This is a genomic window from Nocardia arthritidis (assembly GCF_011801145.1).
GTDB classification, from domain to species: Bacteria; Actinomycetota; Actinomycetes; order Mycobacteriales; family Mycobacteriaceae; genus Nocardia; species Nocardia arthritidis_A.
Map to the genome: position 1 here is coordinate 8215347 of NZ_CP046172.1, position 26280 is coordinate 8241626.

General features: G+C 66.5%; 32 protein-coding genes. 19 read left to right on the forward strand and 13 right to left on the reverse strand.

The window, feature by feature from the left end; translation table 11 throughout:
- Nucleotides 1-9 precede the first annotated feature (9 nt).
- Genes F5544_RS37080 through F5544_RS37095 form a run of 4 tightly spaced genes read left to right on the forward strand, consistent with a single transcriptional unit; the run spans nucleotide 10 to nucleotide 3078 of the window.
- Nucleotides 10-1245: an Rv3212 family protein gene (locus F5544_RS37080; protein ID WP_167477476.1), complete on the forward strand. Its 1236-nt coding sequence runs from the start codon at nucleotides 10-12 to the stop codon at nucleotides 1243-1245.
- 51 nt (nucleotides 1246-1296) lie between these two features.
- On the forward strand, nucleotides 1297-1908 hold the full coding sequence (locus F5544_RS37085) for an acid phosphatase (protein ID WP_167477477.1): 612 nt from the start codon (nucleotides 1297-1299) through the stop codon (nucleotides 1906-1908).
- A complete protein-coding gene (locus tag F5544_RS37090) occupies nucleotides 1905-2396 on the forward strand; it encodes a GNAT family N-acetyltransferase (protein ID WP_238846859.1) in 492 nt (163 codons plus the stop codon). The genes F5544_RS37085 and F5544_RS37090 overlap by 4 nt, the downstream gene beginning before the upstream one ends.
- 4 nt (nucleotides 2397-2400) lie before the next feature.
- Nucleotides 2401-3078 (forward strand): endonuclease V, encoded by a 678-nt coding sequence (locus tag F5544_RS37095; RefSeq protein WP_167477478.1) that lies wholly within the window; start codon nucleotides 2401-2403, stop codon nucleotides 3076-3078.
- A gap of 18 nt (nucleotides 3079-3096) precedes the next feature.
- On the opposite strand, the gene F5544_RS37100 is transcribed toward F5544_RS37095, so the two are convergent.
- Nucleotides 3097-3513: a hypothetical protein gene (locus F5544_RS37100; RefSeq protein ID WP_167477479.1), complete on the reverse strand. Its 417-nt coding sequence runs from the start codon at nucleotides 3511-3513 to the stop codon at nucleotides 3097-3099.
- 116 nt (nucleotides 3514-3629) lie between these two features.
- On the opposite strand from F5544_RS37100, the gene F5544_RS37105 reads away from it, so the two are divergent.
- Entirely contained in the window at nucleotides 3630-4574 is a 945-nt protein-coding gene (locus F5544_RS37105) for a diacylglycerol/lipid kinase family protein (protein WP_167477480.1), read from the forward strand.
- Nucleotides 4575-4826: 252 nt separating this feature from the next.
- The gene (locus F5544_RS37110; RefSeq protein ID WP_011211115.1) at nucleotides 4827-5081 is read left to right on the forward strand and encodes a WhiB family transcriptional regulator; all 255 of its coding nucleotides are present in this window, start codon (nucleotides 4827-4829) and stop codon (nucleotides 5079-5081) included.
- A 121-nt stretch (nucleotides 5082-5202) separates the two neighbouring features.
- Here F5544_RS37110 and F5544_RS37115 read toward each other — a convergent pair whose 3' ends face one another.
- Nucleotides 5203-6717, reverse strand: a complete 1515-nt coding sequence (locus F5544_RS37115; protein WP_167477481.1) for a sensor histidine kinase — start codon at nucleotides 6715-6717, stop codon at nucleotides 5203-5205.
- A 26-nt stretch (nucleotides 6718-6743) separates the two neighbouring features.
- The gene (locus tag F5544_RS37120; protein WP_167477482.1) at nucleotides 6744-6959 is read right to left on the reverse strand and encodes a biotin/lipoyl-binding carrier protein; all 216 of its coding nucleotides are present in this window, start codon (nucleotides 6957-6959) and stop codon (nucleotides 6744-6746) included.
- A gap of 103 nt (nucleotides 6960-7062) precedes the next feature.
- Here F5544_RS37120 and F5544_RS47685 point away from each other — a divergent pair, with 103 nt between their 5' ends.
- Nucleotides 7063-7137, forward strand: coding sequence for a 50S ribosomal protein bL37 (locus F5544_RS47685; protein ID WP_095887907.1), 75 nt, complete (start codon nucleotides 7063-7065; stop codon nucleotides 7135-7137).
- A gap of 76 nt (nucleotides 7138-7213) precedes the next feature.
- Here F5544_RS47685 and rsrA read toward each other — a convergent pair whose 3' ends face one another.
- Together rsrA and F5544_RS37130 are read right to left on the reverse strand one after the other, a co-directional pair.
- Nucleotides 7214-7471 carry a mycothiol system anti-sigma-R factor gene (rsrA, locus tag F5544_RS37125; RefSeq protein WP_167479736.1) on the reverse strand — a complete coding sequence of 86 codons (258 nt, stop codon included), beginning with the start codon at nucleotides 7469-7471 and terminating at the stop codon, nucleotides 7214-7216.
- 26 nt (nucleotides 7472-7497) lie between these two features.
- Nucleotides 7498-8124 (reverse strand): sigma-70 family RNA polymerase sigma factor, encoded by a 627-nt coding sequence (locus tag F5544_RS37130; protein WP_194252476.1) that lies wholly within the window; start codon nucleotides 8122-8124, stop codon nucleotides 7498-7500.
- A 263-nt stretch (nucleotides 8125-8387) separates the two neighbouring features.
- Here F5544_RS37130 and ybaK point away from each other — a divergent pair, with 263 nt between their 5' ends.
- Both ybaK and F5544_RS37140 read left to right on the forward strand, forming a co-directional pair.
- Nucleotides 8388-8885, forward strand: coding sequence for a Cys-tRNA(Pro) deacylase (gene ybaK, locus F5544_RS37135; protein WP_167477483.1), 498 nt, complete (start codon nucleotides 8388-8390; stop codon nucleotides 8883-8885).
- A 98-nt stretch (nucleotides 8886-8983) separates the two neighbouring features.
- The gene (locus F5544_RS37140; protein ID WP_167477484.1) at nucleotides 8984-9274 is read left to right on the forward strand and encodes a hypothetical protein; all 291 of its coding nucleotides are present in this window, start codon (nucleotides 8984-8986) and stop codon (nucleotides 9272-9274) included.
- Nucleotides 9275-9283: 9 nt separating this feature from the next.
- Here F5544_RS37140 and F5544_RS37145 read toward each other — a convergent pair whose 3' ends face one another.
- A complete protein-coding gene (locus tag F5544_RS37145; protein ID WP_167477485.1) occupies nucleotides 9284-10069 on the reverse strand; it encodes an SOS response-associated peptidase in 786 nt (261 codons plus the stop codon).
- Nucleotides 10070-10208: 139 nt separating this feature from the next.
- Between F5544_RS37145 and F5544_RS37150 the strand changes: the two genes are divergently transcribed.
- The 3 genes from F5544_RS37150 to rsgA are packed head-to-tail and all read left to right on the forward strand — an operon-like array spanning nucleotide 10209 to nucleotide 14029.
- Nucleotides 10209-11711, forward strand: coding sequence for an aldehyde dehydrogenase family protein (locus F5544_RS37150; RefSeq protein ID WP_167477486.1), 1503 nt, complete (start codon nucleotides 10209-10211; stop codon nucleotides 11709-11711).
- A gap of 30 nt (nucleotides 11712-11741) precedes the next feature.
- Nucleotides 11742-13034, forward strand: a complete 1293-nt coding sequence (aroA, locus tag F5544_RS37155) for a 3-phosphoshikimate 1-carboxyvinyltransferase (protein ID WP_167477487.1) — start codon at nucleotides 11742-11744, stop codon at nucleotides 13032-13034.
- Nucleotides 13004-14029, forward strand: coding sequence for a ribosome small subunit-dependent GTPase A (gene rsgA / locus F5544_RS37160; protein ID WP_167477488.1), 1026 nt, complete (start codon nucleotides 13004-13006; stop codon nucleotides 14027-14029). The genes aroA and rsgA overlap by 31 nt, the downstream gene beginning before the upstream one ends.
- A gap of 114 nt (nucleotides 14030-14143) precedes the next feature.
- On the opposite strand, the gene F5544_RS37165 is transcribed toward rsgA, so the two are convergent.
- Complete coding sequence (locus F5544_RS37165; RefSeq protein ID WP_167477489.1) at nucleotides 14144-15025, reverse strand: helix-turn-helix domain-containing protein; 882 nt, start codon at nucleotides 15023-15025, stop codon at nucleotides 14144-14146.
- 379 nt (nucleotides 15026-15404) lie between these two features.
- Between F5544_RS37165 and F5544_RS37170 the strand changes: the two genes are divergently transcribed.
- From F5544_RS37170 to F5544_RS37180, 3 genes are all read left to right on the forward strand, one after another.
- Entirely contained in the window at nucleotides 15405-15566 is a 162-nt protein-coding gene (locus tag F5544_RS37170) for a hypothetical protein (RefSeq protein WP_167477490.1), read from the forward strand.
- A gap of 3 nt (nucleotides 15567-15569) precedes the next feature.
- Nucleotides 15570-16124 carry an isochorismatase family protein gene (locus F5544_RS37175; protein ID WP_167477491.1) on the forward strand — a complete coding sequence of 185 codons (555 nt, stop codon included), beginning with the start codon at nucleotides 15570-15572 and terminating at the stop codon, nucleotides 16122-16124.
- A 337-nt stretch (nucleotides 16125-16461) separates the two neighbouring features.
- Nucleotides 16462-16608 (forward strand): hypothetical protein, encoded by a 147-nt coding sequence (locus F5544_RS37180; RefSeq protein WP_167477492.1) that lies wholly within the window; start codon nucleotides 16462-16464, stop codon nucleotides 16606-16608.
- Nucleotides 16609-16899: 291 nt separating this feature from the next.
- Here the strand turns inward: F5544_RS37180 and F5544_RS37185 are convergent, their stop codons facing one another.
- From F5544_RS37185 to F5544_RS37195, 3 genes are all read right to left on the reverse strand, one after another.
- Entirely contained in the window at nucleotides 16900-17733 is an 834-nt protein-coding gene (locus F5544_RS37185) for a class I SAM-dependent methyltransferase (RefSeq protein ID WP_167477493.1), read from the reverse strand.
- Nucleotides 17734-17861: 128 nt separating this feature from the next.
- The gene (locus tag F5544_RS37190; protein WP_167477494.1) at nucleotides 17862-19430 is read right to left on the reverse strand and encodes an HNH endonuclease signature motif containing protein; all 1569 of its coding nucleotides are present in this window, start codon (nucleotides 19428-19430) and stop codon (nucleotides 17862-17864) included.
- Between the two features lie 122 nt (nucleotides 19431-19552).
- Nucleotides 19553-20365: an isocitrate lyase/PEP mutase family protein gene (locus tag F5544_RS37195; protein ID WP_167477495.1), complete on the reverse strand. Its 813-nt coding sequence runs from the start codon at nucleotides 20363-20365 to the stop codon at nucleotides 19553-19555.
- Nucleotides 20366-20441: 76 nt separating this feature from the next.
- On the opposite strand from F5544_RS37195, the gene F5544_RS37200 reads away from it, so the two are divergent.
- On the forward strand, nucleotides 20442-21347 hold the full coding sequence (locus tag F5544_RS37200) for a LysR family transcriptional regulator (RefSeq protein ID WP_167477496.1): 906 nt from the start codon (nucleotides 20442-20444) through the stop codon (nucleotides 21345-21347).
- 54 nt (nucleotides 21348-21401) lie between these two features.
- Nucleotides 21402-22208, forward strand: coding sequence for an alpha/beta fold hydrolase (locus tag F5544_RS37205; protein ID WP_167477497.1), 807 nt, complete (start codon nucleotides 21402-21404; stop codon nucleotides 22206-22208).
- Here F5544_RS37205 and F5544_RS37210 read toward each other — a convergent pair whose 3' ends face one another.
- Nucleotides 22209-22850, reverse strand: coding sequence for a TetR/AcrR family transcriptional regulator (locus tag F5544_RS37210; protein WP_167477498.1), 642 nt, complete (start codon nucleotides 22848-22850; stop codon nucleotides 22209-22211). It lies immediately after the preceding gene.
- Nucleotides 22851-23081: 231 nt separating this feature from the next.
- Between F5544_RS37210 and F5544_RS37215 the strand changes: the two genes are divergently transcribed.
- Nucleotides 23082-23570, forward strand: coding sequence for a hypothetical protein (locus F5544_RS37215; RefSeq protein ID WP_167477499.1), 489 nt, complete (start codon nucleotides 23082-23084; stop codon nucleotides 23568-23570).
- Nucleotides 23571-23592: 22 nt separating this feature from the next.
- Here F5544_RS37215 and F5544_RS37220 read toward each other — a convergent pair whose 3' ends face one another.
- Both F5544_RS37220 and F5544_RS37225 read right to left on the reverse strand, forming a co-directional pair.
- On the reverse strand, nucleotides 23593-24855 hold the full coding sequence (locus tag F5544_RS37220) for a PQQ-binding-like beta-propeller repeat protein (RefSeq protein WP_167477500.1): 1263 nt from the start codon (nucleotides 24853-24855) through the stop codon (nucleotides 23593-23595).
- 108 nt (nucleotides 24856-24963) lie between these two features.
- Nucleotides 24964-25329: a ribonuclease domain-containing protein gene (locus tag F5544_RS37225; protein WP_428847093.1), complete on the reverse strand. Its 366-nt coding sequence runs from the start codon at nucleotides 25327-25329 to the stop codon at nucleotides 24964-24966.
- 133 nt (nucleotides 25330-25462) lie between these two features.
- Here F5544_RS37225 and F5544_RS37230 point away from each other — a divergent pair, with 133 nt between their 5' ends.
- Nucleotides 25463-26269 carry an AraC family transcriptional regulator gene (locus F5544_RS37230; protein ID WP_167477502.1) on the forward strand — a complete coding sequence of 269 codons (807 nt, stop codon included), beginning with the start codon at nucleotides 25463-25465 and terminating at the stop codon, nucleotides 26267-26269.
- Nucleotides 26270-26280: the final 11 nt, after the last annotated feature.

Consider the following 26280-nt stretch of genomic DNA (forward strand, 5'->3'; position numbering starts at 1 on the left):
CTCGCAGACGTGCTCGCACCCGAGCGGCGAACGCGCGCCGACATCATCTCCGCAGTCGCGATCGCCGTGCTCGTGGTGGTCGCGGCGATCGTGGTGTGGGCGCGCGGCGATGCGAAGGGCACCGAATCGGTGACCGCCAGCCATCCCGCGCCGGTACCCGCTGTGGCTGATCAACTACCCACCACACTGCGCGAGCTGTGGCATGCGCCCGATTCGGCAAGTGCGCGTGCGCTCGTCGCGGGCGGTGTCGCGGTCACCGGCGACGACGGTTCCGTCGTCGGGCACGACCCGAAAACCGGTGCGCAGCTGTGGCTCTACAAGCGGGATATGCCGCTGTGCGGCGTGGAATCGCAGTTCGGCACCGTGATCGCGGACTACCGGGACCAGCGCGGTTGCAGCCAGGCCACGCTGCTGGCCGGCGAGGACGGCTCCCGCCGCACCGCGCGCAGCAGCTATATGGATCCGACGGTGCGGCTCTCCGTCGACGGCACCTACGCGCTCGCGCTCGGCCCGAATCGGCTGGAGATGTGGCGCTCCGATCTGGTCCGCACACTCGAATACGGCTACGTCGACGCGCCGGTGAATACAAAAACCCAGCCGCGCACCGGATGCAAGCTGTATTCCGCCGGTTCCAGCGCGACCCGGCTCGCGGTCGTCGAGCGCTGCCCCGGCGATCCGGCCGACCGGCTCACCGTGCTGAGTCCGGCGCCGAAGGACAATACGGTGCCGGAGGAATACGGCTCGCATGTGCTCACCGTCCCCGGCGGCGACGGGCTCGATGTGCGGGTGCTCGCGGTGTCCGACAGCCGGATCGCGCTCTACCTGCCCCCCGCCGCGGCCACCGCGGGTGAGGCCGCGGCCGGGCCGCGGATCGGCATCTACGACGCCTCCGGCAACCAGCTCGCACTGCGCGACGCACCCGGCCCGATCACCGGCGGGGCCACCTCGGTCCGCATCGGCTCGGCCGACTTCGTCTTCACCGGCAACAGCGTGCTCGCTTGGAGCGCAAGCACTTTCGACCAGCTGTGGAGTGCGCCGGGTGCGCTCGGCACGCCCGCGCTGATGGCGGGCCGGATCGTGCTGCCGGTGGCCGGCGGTATCGCCGTGCTGGATCCGGCCAGCGGCGCCGAACTCAGCCGGATACCCGTCGACCGGCCGGGTTATGACGGCGCGCCCATCTCGCTGTCCGTCCTCGGCAGCACACTGCTGGAGAAGCGCGGCAACGAACTGCACGCGCTCGGCTGAAATCCACCCCCACGTCAAGCCCGCTGACCAGGTCGCGACCATGATGGTTTCATGTCCGCACTCGACGACGCCCGACTGGTCCTGCTCCGCCACGGCGAAACGACGTGGTCGGCCGCGCACAAGCACACCGGCCGCACCGATCTGCCGCTCACCGAGCGTGGCGAGGAGCAGGCCCGCGCCGCCGGACAGTTGCTGGCCGGGCTGAAGCTGCGGGATCCGCTGGTGCTCACCAGCCCGCGCGAGCGCGCCATCCACACCGCCGCACTGGCCGGATTCACCGAAACCGCCGTCGACGACGATCTGGCCGAATGGGATTACGGCGATTACGAGGGGCTCACCACCGCCGAGATCCGCGAATCCGCGCCGCACTGGACCATCTGGTCCGGCGCGGTACCTGGCGGCGAGTCGGCCGAGCAGGTGCGGGCCAGGGCCGACCGGGTGCTCGCCTCGGTGGAACCGGAGCTGGCCGCGCGCGATATCGTGCTGGTCGGGCACGGTCATTTCTCCCGGGCGCTGATCGCCCGCTGGGCCGAGCTCGATGTCAGGGAGGGGCGTCGCTTCGCCATGTCGACCGCGGCGGCAACCGTCCTCGGCTACGAGCACGAGGAGCGAACCATCCTCGCGCACAACCTCGTTCAGCACACCGATGGAGTAATACTGTGAACGGACCCGGCACCCTGCGCCGCGCGACCTCGGCCGATGTCCCGGCCATCGTCGAACTCATCCACGAGCTCGCGGAGTACGAAAGGGCAAGGGATCAGGTCGAAGTCACCGTCGAGCAATTGCACGACGCGCTGTTCGGCACGGCCCCCTCGGTTTTCGCGCACGTGGTCGAGGAGAACGGCGAATTGGTCGGCTACTCCATCTGGTTCAAGAACTATTCGACCTGGACCGGCACGCACGGCCTCTATCTGGAAGATCTCTACGTCCGGCCGGAGACGCGCGGAAAGGGTTACGGCAAGGCGCTGCTCGTCGCGCTGGCGCAGGAGGCCGTCGCGAACGGATACCGCCGCCTCGACTGGGCGGTGCTCACCTGGAATCAGCCGTCCATCGATTTCTACGAATCCCTCGGCGCGCTGCGCCAGGACGAATGGGTCGGTTATCGGCTCACCGGTGACGCGCTGGAAAAGGTGGCCGGGCAAACCCTTTGATCCGATGCGGATTTCGATTCGGCGACCGTGGCCGACCACCCCGGAACAGGCCGTCGCGCTACAGGACGAACTGCGCCCGCTCGTCGATCCGGTGAATCCGGGCCCGCCGGATTTCCGCACGGTCGCCGGGCTGGATTCCGCATATGCCGACAGCGGCGCGGTCGCGGCCGCGGTGGTGGTGCTGAATTGCGCGACGGCCGAATCCGTCGATTCGGTCGTCGTGCACGGCAGGACCGAATTCCCTTATGTGCCAGGACTGCTCGCGTTCCGGGAATTGCCGACCACCGTCGCCGCCCTGGAAAAGCTTTCCACCACACCGGATCTGCTGATCTGCGACGGCCAGGGACTGGCCCATCCGCGCCGCTTCGGCCTGGCCTGTCATCTCGGCGTGCTGACCGGAATACCGACCATCGGCGTCGCCAAAACCGTGTGGGGTGAATACACCGAACCGGGCCGGGAACGCGGCGCGGCAACGGATCTGGTGCTCGATGGCGAGGTGGTCGGCCGGGCGCTGCGCACCAGGGACGGGGTCAAACCGGTCTTCGTCTCGGTGGGCCACCGCATCGATCTCGACACCGCATGTGCGCAGGTCCTCGCGCTCACGCCGAAGTACCGGATTCCCGAAACCACAAGGCGCGCGGATCAACTGTGCCGCCGAGCGCTGAAAGAGGCTGCGGCTTAGGCCGAACCGCTTCGCGACCTATTCGGGATCGATCCCGTACGACTGCGCGATATACCTCGTGGTCGGCGGCGCGAACAGCAGCCCGAGCGCCGTCACCGCGACGATACCGAGCAGGGTTCCGTACACCGGCTGATGCGATTCGGTGAGCAGCGACCAGGTCACCGGGAGCAGCAGCAGCTGCGCGATCACCGCGATCGCCCGCCCCCATCGCTTGCCGAACAGCAGCCCGATGCCTGCCGCGAGCACCGCGCCGCCGAGGATGCCGAACCAGGCCGCGGTCCCGTATCCGCTGGCCTGGGTCTGGTCGTGGCCGAGCAGGCCGCGCACGATCAGCACCGCGGCGACGATCACCGCGACCGCGCCCTCCAGCGTCACGAGCGCGCCCGCCGCGCGCACCGTACCGGGAACCGCACCGCCCTGTCCGCCGTCTGCCACGGGCCCATCCTCATCCGCCACGCGCCCAAGCCTAAACGCGGGTACTACCGACTGTCGTTTCGGACGGCGTCCAGCTGCGTTTCAACCCGCGCGACGGTGGGAACTACGCTTCGAACGTGCGGACGCTGCTGATCGTGAATCCGAATGCCACCTCGACGACACCGGCGACCCGGGACCTGCTCGCGCACGCCCTGGAGAGCCGGACGCAGCTGACCGTCGCGCACACCCAGCACCGCGGCCACGCCGCGGAATTGGCCCAGTGGGCATCGACCAACGAGATGGACCTGATCGTCGTGCACGGTGGCGATGGGACGGTCAACGAGACCATCAACGGCTTCCTGCCGCTGCCCGAATTGGCCGACGGGCAGGCCTGGCTGCCCCGCCTCGGCGTGATTCCCGGCGGTTCGGCGAATGTATTCGCCCGCGCGCTCGGCATTTCCCCGGATCCGGTGACCGCGACCAATCAATTGATCGACCTGTTGACGCTCGACGACGATCGCCGGATCGGTCTGGGCCTCGCCGACGATCGCTGGTTCACCTTCAGCGCGGGCGTCGGATTGGACGCCGATGTGTGCGAGGCGATCGACAACAGTCGCGCCAAAGGGCACGCCGCCACTCCCGCGCGTTATGTTCGAACAACAGTGCGACAATTCTTCAAGGCCAAACGGCACGCTCCCGAGGTAACCGTGGAAGTGCCGGGCAGCGAACCGGTGCCGGGTGTTCATTACGCCTTCGTAACGAACACAACGCCGTGGACCTATCTCGAATCGACACCGGTGCACACCAATCCGGGCACCCGGTTCGAAAAAGGACTCGGCGTCTTCGCGGTACGATCGATGGCGGTGCTGCCGACCCTGCTACTCGCGCGGCAATTGCTGGCTGCCAAGGGAAATCCCAAGTCCCGCAATTTATTTCGCGATGACGACGTGGCGTCGGTGCGCATCGAAACCAAGGAACCCATAGGCCTGCAAATCGATGGCGACTACATCGGTAAGCGCAACGTGGTCGATTTCACCTCGGTTCCCGATGTACTCGGTGTGGTGGCCCCGCGCCCGATCTGAACGCGAAACGCCGCGAAAAACATCGCGGTTGCGCTGCGAAAACCGGAGAGAGCGAGTACAAAGGACCGGGCAGGTTCCCCGAGCGGGGACCTAGTGAGCGTGAGCTTCCCCACGGTGCACCGCAAACCTATTGACATCTACGGTGTTCGTGAAAGCATTCACAAGCAACCGTGCGGAAACATTCGAGTCGCACAAGTGAACGGACCACAAACCATAGGCGCCCTTTGGGGTGCCCAGCAAAGGAGCAGAGGAATGGACTGGCGCCACAAGGCCATCTGTCGCGACGAGGACCCCGAGCTGTTCTTCCCGGTGGGTAACAGCGGTCCTGCGCTCGCGCAGATTGCCGATGCCAAGCTGGTCTGCGCTCGCTGCCCCGTTACTGCCGACTGCCTGTCCTGGGCCCTGAAATCCGGACAGGATGCCGGCGTGTGGGGTGGTATGAGCGAGGACGAGCGCCGGGCGCTCAAGCGTCGCAACGCGCGCACCCGCACCCGCACCGTCGTCTAACCGACGACTTCCCGGTTACCGGGCCCACCAGCCCGGCCCGGTAACGCATTCACCCGGCACCCCAGGTGCCGGGTTTTTTGTTGCCCGAAACGGACTCGCCCGAACCGAATTGGCGCGCGGCTCAGCGACCGGACCTGCGTCCCAACGGAACTCGCAGTACCGCGTCGGTGCCGATATCGGCGCCGGGATGTAATCCGATGGAGCCGCCGAGTTCCGCGGTCACCAGCGTGCGGACGATCTGCAGACCGAGCCGGTCGGACGATTCGAGGCTGAAACCCGGTGGGAGACCGCGTCCGTCGTCGCTGATGATCACGTCGAGCCAGCGCGCCGACCGCTCGGAGCGAATGGTGACGGTGCCGTTCTGTCCGGGATCGAAGGCGTGCTCGATGGCGTTCTGCACCAGTTCGGTCAGCACCATCACCAGCGGGGTCGCGCGTTCGGCGGAGAACACGCCGAGCGATCCGGCGCGCCGCACCCTGATCCTGGCCGTATGCACCGTCGCGACATCGGCCATGATCGGCAGCAGCCGGTCGACCACCTCGTCCAGGTCCACCTCTTCGTCCACCGACATGGACAGCATCTCGTGCACCGACGCGATCGAGGTGACCCGGCGCACCGATTCGGTCAGCGCGACCTGCGCCTCCTCGTTGTCGGTTCGCCTGGCCTGCAACCGAAGTAGCGCGGCGACGGTCTGCAGGTTGTTCTTCACGCGGTGGTGGATCTCGCGGATGGTGGCGTCCTTGGACAGCAGGGCGCGGTCGCGCCGCTTCACCTCGGTCACATCGCGGACGAGCACCGCGGCGCCGGCCAGTTCACCGTGCGGACGCAGCACCAGGGTGCGCAGCAGCACGGTCGCGCCGCGCGCCTCCACCTCCATCCGGCGGCCGGTGCGCCCGGCCAGCGCCGCCTGGATATCGCCGACCACCTCCTGCGCGTCGAACGGATCGGTGATCAGCGAGCGGGTGGTCGCGGCCAGATCCTGGCCGGTCAGATCGTTCTGCAGGCCCATCCGGTGATAGGCGGACAGCGCGTTCGGGCTGGCGTAGACGACGATGCCCTCGGTGTCGAGCCGGACGAAACCGTCACCCGCGCGCGGGCTGGAGTGGGTGGCCGCGCGATCCTCGGTGGTCGGGAAGGTGCCGTCGGCGATCATCTGGCACAGGTCGTCGGCGCAGGCCACATAGGCGATCTCCAGTGTGCTGCGCACCCGGGAGCGCTGCACGTCGGTGTCCCGGCTGAGCACCGCGATGACGTCGTCGCCGCAGCGCACCGGAATGGCCTCGCGAATCGCGTGCACCGGGTGCGGATGGTAGACGCCCTTGGCCTCGACCTCGCTGTCCGCGCGCACGATCTTGCCGGTGAGCAGGGCCTCGAAGACCTGGGGGTAATCGTCCTTCGACGCCGTGCCGCCGACCATATCCTCCAGGTGCACGGTCGCCGCGGTGGTCGGACGGCACTGCGCGACACACACCACATCGGCCCCGTCGGCGACCGGACCGGCCCCGACCCAGAGCAGCAGATCGGCGAAGGACAGATCGGCAAGCAGCTGCCAATCACCCACCACCCGCTGCAGATGATCCACGGCGACGCCGGGTAGGTCGGTGTGTTCGGCCAGGAGTTCGCTGAGTGTCGCCACGTTCGGTCTACCGCTTCGATATCGCTCTAGGAAATGACGGCGATCAGATCGCCCTGTTGTAGCACCTGACCCGGCGCGACCGCGATCGAGGTGACCTCGCCGTCGACCTCGGTGAGCACCGGAATCTCCATCTTCATCGATTCCAGGAGTACCAGCGTCTGGTCGACGTGCACCTTCTCACCCACCGCGACCTCGACGGTCAGGACGGTGGACACCATCTCAGCGCGCACTTCCTCAGCCATGACACCCCGTTCACTAGGTCGATTCCGGCAGCGGCCCGCATCCGCTGAAGGTACAGCCAACCACACATGAAACAATGGCCTTCAATCAGAAGGGAGACTACCGATGGGTAAGCGCGGACGTAAGAAGCGCAGTCGCAAGGGAAGCGCGGCGAACCACGGCAAGCGGCCGAACGCCTGAGCTGCACTGCCTGCAGACGCATCGAGCGGCATGTCCCTCCGTTACGGAAGAGCATGCCGCTCAGTGCTTTTGGGGGCTAGTCAGATTCGATCTCGGTGATCGAAACCGTGCGCCGGATCTCCATCTTGAGCCGATCGCGCAGGCCCTCGGGCGCCCTGTCGCCACCGCATTTGCGGGTGAGCAGGCTCTTGATCTTCTCCTCGATGCCGTATGCCTCCAGGCACGGCGTGCACTCGTGGATGTGCTGTTCGAGCCGGGCGCGCGTCGCCTCATCGCATTCGTTGTCCAGCATCAGCCAGACATCGGCCAGCACGGCCGTGCAATCCAGCTCCATATCGGGGTCATGCTCGTGCTGCGTACTCACTGCTTGACCTCCTGACGCGCCGCACCGTCGCGGTTGAAACCACGTTCGCGCGCCACATCGGCGAGCAAACCCTTCAGTTGTTTACGGCCGCGATGCAGCCGGGACATCACCGTACCGATGGGGGTGCCCATGATGTCGGCGATTTCCTTGTATGGAAAGCCTTCGACATCGGCGTAATAAACCGCCATCCGGAACTCTTCCGGCAGCTCCTGTAAAGCGTTCTTGATGTCGTCGTCCGGTAGCGCGTCCAACGCCTCCACCTCAGCCGATCGCAGACCCGTCGAGGTGTGCTCGGCGGTGGCGGCCAGCTGCCAGTCGGTGATCTCGTCGGTCGGATACTGCGCGGGCTGGCGCTGCTTCTTGCGGTAGGAGTTGATGTAGGTGTTGGTCAGGATGCGGTAGAGCCAGGCACGCAGGTTCGTGCCTTCCTTGAAGGATTTGAACCCCTGATACGCCTTGACATAGGTCTCCTGGACCAGATCCTCGGCATCGGCCGGATTCCTGGTCATGCGCAGCGCGGCACCGTAGAGCTGGTCGAGCAGCGGGAGCGCGTCGCGCTCGAACCGCTGCGCCAGCTCGGCATCGTCGACCGCGGCACCGACCTCGTCCGGTTCGGTCGCCACGTCATCGTCGCTCGTCACACCAATCCCTTCGATCGCCGTACCAGCCAAATCTACCGGCAAGGCGTTTTCGAATGGGAAGCGCAGGTGTGTCGGGCGCTCTTCGACCAGAACAGGCACCGACCTCTCCTTCACGTCGATCACGGGTTTGAACCTCTGTACCTGCACATAACACGACACAACCGTCCGCTTGTTCCCACGGCGACATCGCAGCATCGCAAAAAACCGGTACGAGACGAGTGCGCCGCGATATTAGGGTGACCCGCATGGCAAAGGGAGCCGCCACCCCGGCGATCACCGCGTTGACCAAAGCCGGTGTGGCCCACCGCGTGCACGAGTACAAGCACGACCCGCGTTCGGACTCCTACGGCGCGGAGGCGGTGGACGCGCTGGCCGCCGAACTCGGGGTCGGGCCCGCCCAGATCTTCAAGACGCTGGTGATCGAATTGGGTACCGGCGCGCTCGCGGTCGCGGTACTGCCGGTGCCGAATACGTTGTCGCTCAAGGCCGCTGCCGCCGCGCTCGGCGCGTCGAAGGCGAGTATGGCCGATAAGACCAAGGCCGAACGCACCACCGGATATGTGCTCGGCGGCATCTCCCCGCTCGGCCAGCGCAAACAGCTGCCGACCGTGATCGACGAATCGGCGCTGTCCTGGGACCGGATGCTGTGCAGCGCCGGGCGGCGCGGGCTGGAGATCGAACTGGCCCCGGCCGACCTGGTCCGTTTGACGGCGGCCGTCACCGCGCCGGTGATCTCGGGCTGATCACGCCCGCGGCCTCGACCGGGCGGGTTGCGCGGGGATCCGGGCGAACTGTGCGTTACTGGACAAATCAACCGGTCCGAGTCGAGGAGTGATGCGAGATGCGTGCGCGCCAGCTTGTCGTTGTCCTGTTCGGAGCTTCGCTGCTCACCCTCGGAACAGTGGTGCTGGACACCGCGACTACTGCCGCCGCACCCGCTGTCGTCCAGGTCGACACCAACTACCCGCTCGACGGCAAGGACACCCCCGGCAACCCGCCGAAGAAGGACGAAAAGGCGGAGAAGGCCGAGAAATTCGGCGGTAAGACCACCAACAGCGTGATCGATCTGATCACCGGCGTGATCAAATGCGCGTTCAATATCGCGACCAACAGCATCAAGTGCCCGCTCTGAACGACCGGTTCAGAGCAGGCTGATCTGCCCGGCCTGTTCGGTATCGGCGGTATCGGCAAGGGGCGCAAGCAATTCCGGCCCGTTGTTCTTCACGCTGTTCACCAGTGGCGATACCGGGCGCACCGCGATGCCCGCCACCGCGGCCGCGTCCGGGGTCTCCAACAGGGATGCGGGCGCGGGATGGTCCGGGTCCAGCCAGGCGTCCCAGTGTTCCTCGGGCATCGGCAGCGGCATGCGGTCGTGGATGTTGGTGAGTTCGCCGACCGAATCGGTGGTGAGGATGGTGCACGACAGCAGCGGATCGCTGTCCGGCAGCGCGCGATCCCGCCACACCGACCACAGCCCGGCCATATACAGCCGGGAGCCGTCGGCGTTCGACATGTAATAGGGGTGTTTGACGGCCTTGCCGTTGCCCGCGGATTCGACCAGCCACTCGTACCAGCCGTCCATCGGCACCAGGCAGCGCCGGTATTTGACGGCGTCGCGGAACGACGCGGTGGTGGCCGCCTTATCGGCGCGGGCGTTGAACAGCGGTTTGCCCTTCACCGGGACGCCGGGCTCGGCGACCTTGGTCCACACCGGGATCAGGCCCCAGCGCATCCGGCGCACCCGCAGTTTCGGCTCGTCGTCGGGGTGGCCGTGCTCGTGCCTGCGCACCACCGTGAGTACCTGGGTGGTGGGTGCGACGTTGTAACTGGTGAAGGTCCTGGCGTCGGCGGCGCCGGTCTCATCGATCGCGTCGAGGTCGGCGGCCAACCGGGCCGGGTTGGTGGTGGTCGCATAACGTCCGCACATATCCCGATACTCCCATCGTGTACCGACAAACTCGGGGACAATTGGACGATAGTGGGTGACCAGATGAGAGTTTTCACCTAGCATTCTCTCACGCGCCCAGGCTGCCCGCTGGCGAATCACGCAAGAGGAGAGATCCACCGTGACATCCACCGAGACCACCCCCGACCAGGACGTCCTGAAGTCGGTCGATCCGGCCACGGGCGAGGTCATCGCGACACACCCGATCGCCGATGCGGACGCGGTGCGCGCGGCCGTCGCCAAGGCCCGCACCGCCGCCGCCACCTGGGGTGCGCTGAGCTACGGCCGGCGCCGCGACCACCTGCTGCGCTGGAAGAGCCGCCTGGTGGCCGACGCCGACGAATTCACCGCGCTCATCCACCGCGAGAACGGCAAACCGCTCGACGACTCCTTCCTCGAGCTCATGCTGGCCATCGAACATATCGACTGGGCCGCCAAACACGCCGAAAAGGTGTTGGGCCCCAAGAAGATTTCGCCCGGCATGTTCATGGCGAACTTCGCCGCCCGGCTGGAACACCGCCCGTACGGCGTCATCGGCGTGATCGGCCCGTGGAACTATCCCGTGTACACCCCGAACGGTTCCATCGCATACGCGCTCGCCGCGGGCAATGCGGTGGTGTTCAAGCCGAGCGAATACTCCACCACCATCGGCAATTTCCTCGCCGACGCGTTCGTCAGGGCGAATCCCGAACTGCCGGTAGGCGTATTCGGCACGATCAACGGCTTCGGCACGACCGGTGCGGAACTGGTCAAGGCCGGCGTCGACAAGATCGCCTTCACCGGTTCGACCGCCACCGGCAAGCGGATCATGGCCGCCGCGGCCGAGACGCTCACCCCGGTGCTGCTCGAATGCGGCGGTAAGGATGCGGTGATCGTCGCCGCCGACGCCGACCTGAAGGCCGCCGCCGACGCGGTCGCCTGGGGCGCCACCGCCAACAGCGGCCAGACCTGCGCGGGCGTCGAACGCGTCTACGTGGACCGCTCGGTGCGCGATCAGTTCATCGCCGAGGTGAAGAAGATCCTCACCGATGTCAAACCCGGCTCCGGCGCGGGCGCGCACTACGGGCCGATGACCATGCCGAGCCAGATCGATATCGTCAAACGGCATATCGAAGACGCGTTGAAGCACGGCGGCACCGCGGTGCTCGGCGGACCGGATTCGGTGAAGGGTCCGTTCATCGAGCCGGTGGTGCTGGTGGACGTGGACGAGAACTCCGACGCGGTGCAGGAGGAGACCTTCGGACCCACCGTCACCATCCGCACCGTCGACAGCGTCGACGAGGCGGTCGAACTGGCCAATGCCAACAAGTACGGGCTCGCCTCCGCGGTGTACTCGCGCAAGAACGGCTTGGATATCGCGCGGCGGCTGCGGGTCGGCGCCACCTCGGTCAACTCGGTGCTGTCCTTCGCCGCCATCGCCGGTCTGCCGTTCGGCGGCGTCGGCGATTCCGGCATCGGCCGCATCCACGGTGCGGCCGGATTGCAGGAGTTCGCCCGGCCGCACTCGATCGCGGTGCAGCGCTTCGCGATTCCCGGCATGGCGCTGCTCAGCTACAGCCGCACCCAGTCGACCATGAAGCTGCTGCGGCGATTGGTGCCGGTGCTGCACGGGCGGCACAAATAAACACACTCCGGTGGCGTGTCCATGTGACTCATGAGTCAAGATGGAAAGGTGAGTTTCTGGCCCGCTCCCCATGTCGACAGCCCCGTTCACGCGACGGTGACCCTGCCCGGGTCCAAGTCGATCACCAACCGGGCGTTGATCCTGGCGGCGCTGGCCGACGGACCGTCGACCCTGACCGGCGCGCTGCGCAGCCGCGACACCAACCTGATGATCAACGCGCTGCGCACGCTCGGCGCGACCATCGACGGTAACGGCGACACGCTCACCGTCACCCCGGCGGCCGCCCTCGGCGGCGGCACCGTCGACTGCGGACTGGCCGGAACCGTGATGCGGTTCCTGCCGCCGGTGGCCGCGCTGGCCGGCGGCGCGGTGCATTTCGACGGTGACGAGCAGGCCAAGATGCGTCCGATCGGCACCATCCTGGACGCGCTGCGCGCGCTCGGCGCGCAGATCGAGGGCGACGGCCTGCCGTTCACCGTGCACGGACGCGGATCGCTGCGCGGCGGGTCGGTCAGCATCGACGCGTCCGGGTCCTCCCAGTTCGTCTCCGGGCTGCTGCTCTCGGCGGCCCGGTTCGACGAGGGCATCGTCGTGCACCACACCGGTAAGGCGCTGCCGTCGATGCCGCATATCGAGATGACGGTGGAGATGCTGCGCCGCGCCGACGTGAAGGTGGGCGCGCCGACCGACAGCCGCAAGGCGCAGACCTGGACCGTGCATCCCGGCCCGATCCGCGCGGTGGACTGGGAAATCGAACCCGACCTGTCCAACGCCACCCCCTTCCTGGCGGCCGCCGCGATCACCGGCGGCGAGGTGAGCATTCCGCACTGGCCGCGCATCACCACCCAGCCGGGCGATGTGATCCGGGAGATCCTGGTGCGCATGGGCGCCGAGGCGCGCATCTTCGACGGCGTGCTCACCGTGCGCGGCCCCGACCGGCTCGCGGGCATCGATATCGACCTGCACGACGTCGGCGAGCTGACGCCGACGGTGGCCGCCCTTGCGGCACTTGCGGATTCGCCGTCGGTGCTGCGCGGCATCGCACATCTGCGCGGCCACGAGACCGATCGGCTCGCCGCGCTGGCCACCGAGATCAACCGGCTCGGCGGCAAGGTCACCGAAACCGACGACGGCCTGGAGATCGTGCCCGCCGAACTGCACGGCGGCAGCTGGCACTCCTACGCCGATCACCGGATGGCAACGGCCGGTGCGATTCTCGGCCTGCGGGTGCCCGGCATCTCGATCGAGGACATCGGCACCACCGCCAAGACGCTGCCCAATTTCGTCGAGCTATGGGGTCGGATGTTGGGAGCTGCGCACTGAGCCCCGGACGTTCGGCGGCCAGCTACGACGAATCCGATGTGCGGGTGCGTCCGGGCCGCAGCTCCCGACCCCGCACGAAAACCCGTCCGGCGCACAGTGATGCGCAGGCGGCGATGGTGGTCTCGGTGGACCGGGGGCGCTGGGGATGCGTACTCGGCGGCGATCCGGCGCGCCCCATCGTCGCGATGCGGGCCCGCGAATTGGGCCGCACCCCGATCGTGGTCGGCGATCAGGTGGAGGTGGTCGGCGACCTGTCCGGCAAACCCGACACCCTGGCCCGCATCGTGCGGGTCACCGAACGCCGAACGGTGTTGCGGCGCACCGCCGATGACACCGATCCGTTCGAGCGGATCGTGGTCGGCAACGCCGAGCAGCTGTTCATCGTGGTCGCGCTCGCCGATCCGCCGCCGCGCACCGGATTCGTCGAACGCGCCATGGTCGCCGCGTATGCCGGTGGGCTGCAACCGATTCTGTGCCTGACCAAACACGATCTGGCCGCCGAATCCGAATTCGCCTCCGACTTCGACGATCTCGACCTGACCATCGTCTACGGCGGCCGCGACGACCCGCTGGAGCCGGTCCAGCACCTGCTGCTGGACCGGCTCACCGCACTCATCGGCCACTCCGGTGTCGGCAAATCCACCTTGGTGAATCGCCTTGTGCCGGAGGCGGATCGGGCGGTCGGCGAGGTGTCCGGGGTCGGCAAGGGCAAGCACACATCGACCCAGTCCGTCGCCCTCCCGCTGCCGGGCGGCGGCTGGGTGATCGATACCCCAGGCGTGCGGTCCTTCGGCCTCGCGCACATCACCCCCGACGACGTCATCGCGGCGTTCAGCGATCTCGCCGAAGCCATCGAGGACTGTCCGCGCGGCTGCACCCACCTCGGCCCGCCCGCCGATCCGGAATGCGCCCTCGACCTGTTGCCAGGCAAGGAGCGTCGGGTCGCGGCCATCCGCCGGTTGCTCGTCGCGCTCAACTCCAACGAGTCGTGGTGAGATCCCTTCGGCTGCCATAACGCTCGATGGAGCGATATCGCATTCCACAACACCGTCGGCCGCGATGGAACGGTTGCCGCCGCCGATATTGAAGTACGCGGTATCCCCCACCGGTCATTGTGCGCACTCCATGACGATCCGCGATATCAGATTCCTGGACTCCTCCTCGCCCAAGGCCATGTGCTGGAGCTGTGCCAGGGCGATGCGATATTGCCGAACCTCATGCTCCTTGTCCAGATACAGGCCGCCGGTGTAGCCCTGGACATAGATCAGCGGAGGTTCGGTGAGGTGCACGGTCGGATGCGCCGGAAACTCCATCATGATGAAGGCGCCGGTGATCAGGCCGATGCATGCGCCCATCTTCGACCGAGGTATCACTCGGATCGAGATATTCGGCATCGTCGCGACATCCAGCAGGTGGCGAAGCTGCCCGGACATCACCGCAGGGCCACCGACCATCGTGTGCAGCACCGTTTCCCCGATGAGCGCCCGCAGTTCCAGCCCGCCGCCGCGCCCGGTCAATCGCCGCAGCCGCCGCGTGTGGATCTCGACCCCGTTTTCGACGAAATCGGTCGGCTGATTGGGATGCTCGATCCAAATCACCGCCCGCCGGTAGTCGGACGTTTGCAGCAGCTCGGGTATCAGCGTGGGCTGGAATACGGTCAGCCGCTTCGCCGCTTCCTCGAATCCCAGGAAGACATTCGCATGGGCGGACAGCGGATCGCCGAAGCTGTGCCACCATCCGGGCTTCTTCAGCTCGGCGACCAGGCCGATCAGCGCATTGGTCTCCGCTTCGCCCGCACCGTACATGGCGCACAGAATGCTCACGTACAGCTCTTTGAGTTTCGGCCCCAGCTGACCGGATTCGATCCGCCACAGCGTCTGCTTCGACACCTCGATGGCCTTCGCCGCCGCGGCGGCGGAAACCCCCGCATCCTCGCGCAACTTCTTCAGCTGACGGCCCAGACTGCGCCGTGGAACAGACGATGCTGTCATTACGTAGCCTCACTATCGGTTGTAGTCGATTTTGGAATCGCCGCACGCGGCAAACTGGAAGAGCCACAACAACATTCACGACCGAAAGACAGATAAGTTACAAACCCCGATCCGGGAGTGTAGACCTGAACCAGACATCAACGTACCGAAAACAGCAAACCCCACGAGCCGGAATGCATTGCCGCATCGGCAATTTCGCCATTCTCGAAAAGGAGGAGCACATGGATTGCCCACTGGGCACCCACGAATTCCGAGCCCGGTGCCTACCGATCGAAACCGGCGAACTCGTACATCGAAGAATGGGTTTCCGATAATCGACCCGATTATGGCGCGTCGTAATTAATTGCGCCGCACGTTATCCGGCCGTGGTAGATGAATCGTGGGTGCCAGCCGTATACATTTCGGCTACAGCGATTGGTCCGCCGACCGCGGCCCGGGTATGGATCGCCGCAAAAGCATCGAGCCGGAGGTTGCCGCCGAACGGTGGCGGGCGGCGGCCGCGGCCGACTACCGTTGGCGCGGGTATCGATGCAAGGAGTGATTCATGAGCATGCTCGAAAACCGGCCGCACACCGCGCTTCTGGTGATCGATGTGCAGGATGCCTTCGTCGCGGGCACATACGAGCGGGATGCGGTGATCTCGCGGATCGGCGACCTGGTCACGCAGGCGCGGCGAGACGACGTGCCGGTCATCTGGATTCAGCATTCCAATGACGAGGTACCGATCGGCAGCGACGGCTGGGCCATCGTCGCGGAGCTGAAACCGGCCGACACCGAGCGGCGGATCGAGAAGAAGTACGGCGACTCCTTCGAGGACACCGCGCTGGAGTCGATCCTGGCCGATCTCGGCATCGGGCGGCTCGTCATCTCCGGCGCGCAAACCGACGGCTGCATCCGCTCGACCCTGCACGGCGCGCTCACCAGGGGCTACGACACGATCCTGGTCAGCGACGCGCACACCACCGAAGACCTGACGCAGTGGGGTGCGCCGTCACCGGAAAAGGTTATCGCGCACACCAATCTGTACTGGTCTTTCCAGGCAGCGCCGGGGCGGACCGCCGGAGTGGTCGAGACCAAGGATGTCGAGTTCCGCTCCTAGACAGCCGGATTCGGCTCGGCGGAATCGAATACCGGTCGCAGCGGTCCACGTAAACGCAAGCGCGTGCCGATCGGAACGCGCAAGACCGACCGCTTATCCGCGTGGGTCAATGATCGCAAGATCGCACTGTCTCCCGGAAAAGGGTTCGTGACATTGCGATCGAATCGAATCGCCGCCGAAATCGAAGGGCGGTATTCGAGCCTGCGCCAACGGGCATGGAGTCCAGCCTTTTCATCGGCGGAAAGCCGAACGAAGCCGAAAAGAAATCGATGAACTGACCGCCCGAACAGACGGTGCGATAGATATGGTGTGGGCGGTTCCGCGCACGGTGACCATCTTGAAAAAGAACGTGGAAATCCAGCCGCCGGAACCGACTGTCGAGGATCTGTTCATCGGCTACGCGCTGGCCGCGGCCTTCGGCACCGGCGGGCTACCGCTGACCGCCGTAATAGTCGGGCTGATGGATGCGGCACTGCCGGGGTAGTGCTCCCTTCTGGTTTTCTTGCTGAGTGACGCCGTTAGACATGCGGTTGGAGCACGAATATATCTGGTAGACAAGGGTATTGGGTATCTGAGGGCTGCTGCCGAGACCAGGTTGGTGTTGGAAGGCAAGTGCTTTCGCGCGGCCCTTACAGGCACGCTGACCTCATGACCGGTAAAAGACCGGTCGACGAGGCGGACCACACCGGGTCTCCGAGGATGACTCGAGGATCAGCCTCCGCCCCTGGAATCGGCCGTTTGCCTGTGGCACAAGGCGATTGAGGATTGCGGGATTTCAGCCCGATAGACGGGTCACGGCCAGTGAGATCCGTTCGCCGACAGGGATGTGTGTTGCGTCGGAACGGTTACGGGCGGCGGCGATGAATTGGTCTCGTAGCCGGTTCAGGCTGGAGTGGTCGAGCAGTTGTGTTTCGTAGTACCCCTGCGCGGCCAACTCCCACACCTGCTCGGCGGTACCGGCGGGGCCGAAAGTGATGGATTCCCAATGGACAGGGGCGAATCCGGCGGGGGTCACGAGGCTGTCGAGCCCGTCGCGGGTGCGGGCGTGGCGACCACCGACCACTGGCATGCGACGCTCGACCTGAATCTGCGCGAAGTAGGGGCGCGCCAGCGAAAGAAACAGCTCATACCCGCTGTCGGGTGCCGGAGGCGCCCCGACAACGAGCACGAGGACCCCACCGGGATGTAGCACGCGGGCGATCTCGGCGACGACCTGATCCGGGTCGGCCATCAGCATGAATGCCATGTGGGAGACGACCGCGTCGAACGAGTCGTCTGGGAACGGGAGCTCCTGGGCGCGCCCGACCCGCAGGTCGGCATCGGCCAGTTCGGGCCGTGCCCGGGCGCGAGCTATGTGCTTGTCGGACAGGTCGATACCCGCCAGCCCGCTGATCCCGGTATGGGCCAGGATCGAAAGAAGTGCGCCATCACCGCATCCCAGGTCCAAGACCCGCCCAGCACCGAGGACATGTTCGGCGACAAGATCGTAACTACTGCGTCCGTCGCCCAAACGGTGCTCGAGAAAGAATTGCGATGCCGCATTAGGGATCTCATCGTGTACCGCCCGAAGGAACGCTTCCGCCGCAGCGGCGTTATCGCCAGAGCTCATCCAGCCAACCTAACGGCGTCCGACCGGGTTGCCGAGCGAATTGAACCTGGCCAGCGGGGCGCGTGGAGATTTCGATCTTCATCGCTGGGATCAGCGGCTGCGACGGTTCGGCACCGGTGACCAGTGGATCAGCTTGTGCTGTGAGTTGATCGGAGTGTTGCGAGTTCGCGGTTGGCCGCGATACGGCTGCGGTGGTTGAGTTGGTGGAAGCAGTGTTGGATTCGGGTGAGGTAGAGGGCTCGGGTGGCCGGATCCAGTGGGGTGTGGGGGGATTCGGGTGTGGGGGTGGGTGGGGCATGGTGATGTGCCTCGGCGAGGAGTTCGTCGGGGTGGTGGCGGTGGTTCACGTGTGGTGTGCGACCGGGGTCGACGTGTGGGGGCGCTATCCAGGCTGCGCGACCGGGATATGGGGAACCGTGCTGCTGGACAATGGTTTTCCAGCCGCCGGGTCCGTCGTGGATGCGGGCGTGGCAGGCGTCGCATGCGAGGGTGAGGTTTTCTAGATCTGTGGGGCCGCCCTTGGCCCAGTCGGTGAGGTGATGGACGGCGGTGAGGGTGGCGGGGGCGTCGCAGCCGGGGCGGGTGCAGCCGCGGGCACCCGCGATCAGGGCCAGCCTCTGGTAGCGGTTGGCGAGGCGGCGTTGCCGCCCGAGGTGTAGTGGGAGACCGTGGTGGTCGAAGACAGCCAGGTACTGGTGGGCGTTTTCGGCCATCCGCAACGCATCCTGGATCGGGACCAGCCCACCGGAGGCGGTAGTGGCGACACCGGAAGCGTTTTCGACATCGGCGAGGGTCATCGTGACGATGGCGGTGACCGGCAGCCCGCGGTGTTCGCCCAATACTCCGGAGGACAGTGCGTGTTTCAGTACCGCGGCCAACGCGTCATGGTTGCGTTGGGCGGCGGTTCGGGTGTCACGCGCGGCGGCGGCAACCAACTGCGCGCGGTCGACGTGCTCGCAATCACCGGTCGGGCTGTCTGGATCATCCGGATTGTTCATCCCGGGACGTGCCCATTTTGCCAGAACCGGATCCAGCAGCGCGCGAGCGACCGGGTCGAGTTCGCCACCGAACGGTGACATCAGATCCGCGCGCTGCCGCCCAATGCTGAAGCCGCGGCGGCGTTTCCGGTCACGGTCGCCGGTGAGGGTGCCGTCGGGGTCGAGGTGGGCCAGGATCTGTAGTCCGGCTTTGTCGATGTCTTCCGGGGGTGCGCTGCGCGCTAGGCATGCCAGGATCTGTTCGGCTTGTTCACGGTCGGCCGGTTCGACCGCCGCGGGTACTCGGTCCATGATCGTGTTGATCCGGCGGGCGTGCTCGATGGAGATCGCACCCTCGGCTTGGGCGTGTGCGGTGTGTGGCAGCACCGGCGGGCGGGTCGCGCCGTCGATGCCGTGCCAGGAACCCAATGCTTTGGCCGCGGTGGTGCGTTGCACGGCTTCGGTTTTCGACAACCGCAGAGTGTCGATGAGGAACTGGCGGACCGATCCGACGCCGTGGTCTTCCGGGATGGCGCGTTCGCCGACCTGTACCAGCATCCGGTGCGTCAGCGACGCCAGTGCGCGGGTGCGTGATTCGACCCGCCGCAGCAGGTCCACGATCGCGTCATCGGATACCAGATCGAGGTCGATTTCGGACAGACCGGCGACCGCCTCCTCAAAGGCGGTGAGTTGCCGATCAAGCTCAACGTCCGAACTCATATTCGAATCATACCCGAAAATACCTATGTAACAAGCATTTTCGTAAGCCTAGAAGCTATCAAGCGACCAGTTGCCAGCACTCGGAAACCGCGCCAACCAACACAGTCAATTTCAGCTGGAAACTAGTCCACGAATGCCCGATGCAACTCCGACAGCGGCGGTACATCGGCGACGAATCCGAATCGACCCGCGCGCATCTCTGCGGCCGCGTCGGTGAAGGCGCGCAGGGCGATTCGGGAAAGCGCGCCGCCGATGCTGATGCGCCGGACTCCGATCTCGCGTAATTGATCCAGCGTGATCGACGGATCGGCGAAGCCCATCACCACGTTCACCGGTTTGCGCACCGAGGAGACCACCGCGCGCATTTGGTCGAGGGTGCGCAGGCCCGGTGCGTACAGCGCATCGGCCCCGGCCTCCTCGAAGGCTTGCAGGCGCCGGATGGTGTCGTCCAGATCGTCTATGCCGTACAGCAGATTTTCGGCTCTTGCGGTGAATACCAACGGATTCGGCAACGCTCGCACGGTTTCCACGGCCGCGCGAACCCGGTCGACGGCCAGCGCGAAATCATAGATCGGATTTCGGCTGTCACCGGTGTAGTCCTCGATGGACGCGCCGGCCGCACCCGCGTCGGCGGCCAGCTCGATGGAGCGGGCCGCGGCGACGGGGTCGTCGGCGAATCCGTTCTCCAGGTCGACGTTCACGGGAAGCGGTGTGGCCGAGTCCATTTCGCGACAGTTGCGCAGAATCTCGGGCAGCGTCGCCCGGGTGCGGCCGAGGACGTTCGCCACGCCGAGGCTGGTGGTGGCCAGTGCCTCGAACCCGAGCGCGGCCAACAGGCGGGCCGTTCCGGCATCCCACGGATTCGGCAGCAGCAGCGGTTCCGGCCGCTCGTGCAAGGCCCGGAAACGCGCGATCTTCGTCGCCTGATCAGTCATACGTTCACTCTGCGCGCCGACTCGTCATCATTCAAATGCATATTTCTTAGCCTTATACATCAGGAATACTGATGGAATGACCTTCGAGGAGATCGAGGCCTTCATCTGCATCGCGGAGGCGGGCGGATTCACCGAGGCGTCGCGGCGACTGCATCGCTCGCAGCCCGCGATCAGCCGCCGGATCCACGAATTGGAGCGCGGCCTCGATACGAAACTGTTCGAACGGGTCGGCCGCCGCATGCGACTGACCGATTCCGGACGCGCACTGCTGCCGTACGCGGAGGCCGCGCTGGCCGCGCTTCGCGATGGCGAACAGGCCGTGCGAGACCGGGCCGGAACCCTCCCGCTCACCTTGCGGCTGGCCATCGTCGGCACGCTCGCCGATTCGCACATCGGCGACGCGCTACGCGAATTCACCTCGCGCACAGCGGATGTCACGATCGATCTGCGCACGGCGACCAGCCGTGAGGTGAGCGCGCTGGTCCGCGGCGGCACCGCCGACCTCGGCCTGCGCTATCACCCGGACACCGACCCGAAACTGGAATCGATCCCGCTCGGCGCGGAGCGGCTCTACCTGGTGGTACCGGCCGACCATCCGATCACCGCCGACCGGCTGCCGGACCTGCGGCCGCTGCGGGACGCCACCTGGCTCGGCTTCCCCGCCGAGCGCGGCGGCACCGGCTCGTTCCGCGGTCTGCTGGAAGGTCAGCTGGCGGCGGCGGGCATCACCGATCCATCGATCACCACCGTCGACAGCCTGACCGCCCAGAAGCGGTTGATCGAGGCCGGGCTCGGCGTCGCGCTCATGCCGTTGGCCAACATTCGCGAGGAACTGCGGATCGGCAGCCTCCGCGTGATCGATGTCCCGGCGCTGAAGGCCGAAATCCCGGTCGTCGCCGTGCGCCGCGCGGGCGGCCATCCCGGCCGTGCCGCAACAGAATTCCTCGCCATCCTGACCGCGGGCGCCCCGAATCCGCACTGAACCATGACGTTCCGCGCAAGCGGTACGCAAGAGCCCGGGCGCAGCATGGATTTCATGGGTGAATACGTAATTGCCGGTGGTGTCAACACGTACTACGAGGTGTACGGCGACGGGGAGCCGCTCGTGCTGCTACACGGCGGCGGCGCGAACGCGCTCAGCTGGTTGGCGCAGATTCCGGAGTTGGCCAAGCACTTCCGGGTCTATGTGCCCGAACGGCGCGGGCACGGGCATACCGCCGATGTCGACGGCCCGATCAGCTTCCAGATCATGGCCGAGGACACCGCGGCCTTCCTCGAAACGCTGGAAATCGGTCCCGCGCACCTGGTCGGCTGGAGCGATGGCGGGATCGTCGCGGTACTGGTCGCCATGCGACGGCCCGACCTGGTGCGCAAGTTGGTCGCCATCGGCGTCTATGTCAACCGCGATGGCGAAACCCCGGCCTGCCACCAACTTTTCGAAGAACCCGTCAGCGCGCGGATGGGCGAGATCGTCCGCGGGAGTTATACGGAGGCACCGGACGGCCCCGATCATTTCCCGGTGATCTACGAGAAGCTGCTGCGGATGTGGCGGGAGGAGCCCAATATCGCCATCTGCGATCTCGCCGCGATCCAGGCGCCGACCCTGCTCATGCAGGGCGATGACGACGGGGTGACGGTCGAGCACAGCCTCGCCATGGCCAGGGCCATACCCGACTCCCAGCTCGCCGTCGTCCCCGGCGCATCGCACGGCGTTCCCATGGAGAAGCCCGAGCTGGTGAATCGGATGATCCTCGACTTCCTCGCTGGGAACCAGCCGAGAAAGGTGTTCGCCCTGCGTGATTCGCTTCCGGAGTACCTACGGGATCCCGCGGCGTCCGCCTGATCAGTCCGGGGCGCGGCCCGGGATGTCGACGCCGCGCTGTAGGACGCCGAAGGCCTCGTCGAGAGCGCGTTGCAGGGTGGCGGGGGTGTGGTCGGCGGTCTGGATCCAGCGTTCGACGCCGACTCGGACGGCGACGAGGAAGGTGGCGGCCAGCAGTTGGGGCGCGAGATCGGCGGCGGGCAGTCCGGTGCGGGCGGCGATCCGCTCGGCGAGCACCCGCTGCCGCTGCGCCTGTCCGGCGGAATCCGCGCCGCGGACAGTGGGATTGGCCGCCATGATCCGATTCGCTTGCCGGGCCGCCTCGGCCATCCTGGCGCGTTCGGCGGCCGCGGTGGGGTCGAGTAGGTAATCGCGCATGGCGCGGCGCATGGCGGTCAGCGCGGATTCGTCGAGCGGACGGCGCGCGAAATAGTCGAGTGCGCCGCCGAACAGCGACGACTGGTAGGCGAAGACGATGTGTTCCTTGGACGGGAAGTGCCGGTGAAAGGTCCGGCGTGACACACCGACCGCGTCGGCGATCTGCTGCACGGTGGTCTGTTCGAAGCCCTGCTGCTCGAACATCCGCAGGCCGGTGATCATGAGCTCCGCCCGCAGCAGCTCCTTTTTACGGCTGCGCGCGGGCAGGGTCTCGTCCGGCTTCATTTGGTCCGGTTCCTCTCGACGGGCTCGGCTGCGGATCTTGCCAACCGGGGGCGCTTGGATGCTATCTTGTGTCTCTCGGTGACACTATATGGGCAGTATGTGTCTCTGAGAGTCATTAGAGGGAAGTGACCGAGCCGGGCAGCGCTCGATGGAATGGCGAATGATGGTGCGCACGTTCCGGATTCAGCCGACCCGCGCCCCGGAACGGTCGATACCGGAGGTGATCGCACCATGCGCGTTCAGCGGATCGCGCGTTCCGCCGTCATCGCGACGCTGGCCTCCGCCACCGTCATGACCTGGACAATGGCCGACCGGCGGGTCGACGGCCAGGCCATGCACTGGCGGCTGTGTACCGCGGGCTCGTGCGCGACGGCGGTACAGCTACCCGCATCGCGGCCGCTGGGCGCGCACCCACCGGTGCGCGGTCCGCAGGTACCGGGACGCACCGATCGAGCGCTGCCGCGCTGCGTACCGCCGCACCCCGGGCCGCGGACCGGGCAGGCCCGGTCGCGGACGACGCCGTCGCCGGTGGCCCGGCGCTGCGCCTTCACCGCCGCGCTCGCCCGATCGAACTCGGCCAGGGCGGCGGATCCGCCACAGCGGACCCGCGCCGACGATGGAGTGCGCATCGAAACCGTTGGCGGACAACACTGCCCGGCCGACCGGACCCCGGACAACACGGCCAATTCACTTCCGGCTATCCGCATCTGCCCGCGATGAGATCCTTTGCCCGGCAGGGCAATCACCGCGACCCGATGAACCGCAGCCCGGACATCGTGCCGAGCACGACGGCCGAACCCGATAGCGCCGGGGTGGCGAAATGCGGTAGCGGACCGGTGCTGTCCTGCTCGATCACCCGCCCGGTCGCCGGATCGAGTGCGTAGAGGGTGCCGGAATGCCAGTCGGCGGCCCAGATTCGATTCCCGTCGACAACCGGGGAACCGGTCGCGGCCACCGTGGCGCGCCAGAGCACCGCGGCCGTACCGTCGGTGGCGATGCGCACCGCCGTAATGCCGTTGGTGCAGGGCAAATAGATCACATCGGCGGCGACCGCGGCGGCGCCGAAGGCCCGGCAGTTGGTGAATGCCGGTGCACGAGTGGATATTTCGCCTAGTTGATGGGCGTCGAGCACGTAACCGTTGCCCGCCTTGCCCGCGATCACGATATGTTCGCCGACCAGTGCCGGATTCATCGAACCGAGATCCTTGTCGGCGGCATTGTCCTGCGCCCAGGTCGCCGGGGCGAAGAAATCGGCCCGGCGCAGATCCGCCGTCAGCGCGATCACCGAATCCGTTCCGTCATAAGCGGTTCCGGGCCCGGCATCACCGTTGCCGACCGAGTAGTACAGCCGGTCGTTCGCGATGACCGGTGGGCCGGGAGCCCAGATACCGCCACGGCCGCCGGACGACGCGCGATACCAGGTGACGGCGTTATTCGAAACATCCACAGCCGCAACGGCTCCGGTGTATTCGCCGCAGTCGCCGAAATTACCGCCGAATGCGGCGTACACGCGACCGTTCCAGAAGGCGAGCGCCGGACGTTGCAGATATGCGGCGCGATCACCGAACGGCGGATCGACCGGAACCCGGTCGACCACCGCGCCGGAATCGGCGTCGAGGGCGTACAGCACATGGTGGGCGTCGGCGGTTTCGGCGACCGCGTACAGCCGGTGGGTCACCGCGTCGTAGGCGGGCTGCCCGGTGATCCCCTCCGGATCGATATCGCCGCACGGCAGCTTCGACCGCGATATCGGCTCGGTGAGATGGGCGCGCCAACGCACGGTCGAACCGGTCACGGCGTAGACCGAATTACGTTCTGTCGCAGCGAAAATCGTGTCCCCGGCCACCATCGGCCGACCGTAGACGGCCCCGTCGAGGGTTACGGTGTCACCGCCCGAGGGAGGAGGCGTCGTCTTCTCGGTCGGCGAATCGCCACCGCAGGCCGTCGCGTAAACCAGCACACACGTCAACGCGGCGCCGAGCAGACCGTTGCGTCGAGTTCGCATTCCTCCAGTGTGCTTTCGGCCCACGAGCATCGCGACCTGCGGCGCACCACCGGCCGCTGCCCACCTCGGCGCCGAAGACGCGACCGGCGGTCGACGAGGTGACCGCGGTCAGCGCATCCGCGTGAAGGTGGCGTAGTGATCGCCGGTGTACCAGGCCGAACCGTCGCTGCCGGTGACGATGCGCTCCGCATCGCGGTTGTGCCCCGGCAACTTTCGGTTGACATCCCATTCCAGGTAGTGGATCGGGTTGCCCGAACCGTCCGTCCTCGGCAGCGTGCCCTCCCGGTTCGTCCAGGTGGTGCCGCCGTGCGTGCCCGAACCGTCGTTCGGCGGCCACTCCCCCGCGTCGATCTTCGCCAAGGTGTCCCAAGCGCGCTGCGGCACAGTGGCGTTCACCAGAACGACGGAATCCGTCCGCACCGGCTGCGGCGCGGCCGAAACACCGGCAACCACAGCGAATGCCGCGACGAGCACCGCGAATAAACTTGCGAATAGTCTCAGCCCAACCCCTGTCATGAACCGGCACGCTAACAAACCGAACCGAACAGCAGGGTTCATCCGGTTTTCAGATGAGTTACGAATCGGCCGGATGTCGTAGGCTGCGCGAATGGGGATGGGCGAGCGACGGCTGCTCGAATTGCGTGGCACTCGGCAGGTCCGGCCCGAGCAGGTGGTGCCGGCCCGGCTGGCCGGACTTCCGCTGCTGTCCTGCTTCGGTTTCGATGTGCACGAGCCGGAACCCGTGCGGCGCCGCAAGATTCCGGGCGGCACCGTGAAGATCGGATTCGCGCTCGACGGCGTCTTCGAGGGACGCGCGCTGCGGCCGTTCGCATTCGTGGTCGGCATGCACGACCGCGGCGGATTCGCCACCCATGCGGGGCGGTTGTGCGGTGTTCAGGTGCAGTTGGATCCGCTGACCGCCCGGCGATTACTCGGCGTTCCGCTGCACGAATTGCGCAATAGGCGAGTGGATCTGGACGAATTCCTCGGACCCTCCGCGCGGGAGGCCACCGAGCGGCTCGGCGCCACGCGGTCGTGGGCGGACCGATTCGAGGTGGTGGGCGGGTATCTGCGCGAATGGTTCGCGCGCACCGACTATTCGGGTGATCCGGCGATCGCCTATGCCGCCGGGCTCTTGCGCCGCAGCGGCGGCAGGGTTCCCCTTAACGAGCTGATCAGCGAATCAGGTTGGAGTCCAAGGCATTTCCGGAGACGATTCGCCGATGACATCGGGTTGTCACCCAAAACGTTCGGCGCGCTCACCCGATTCACCGCGGCGCTGCGGGCGGCGGCCGCGGCACCGGAACCCGATCTGAGCCGTATCGCGGACGAAAGCGGCTACTACGACCAGGCCCATATGCACCGGGATTTCCTGCGTTTCGCGGGCGCACCGCCGGGGCGGCTGCTCGGTTGAGTTCCGGCACG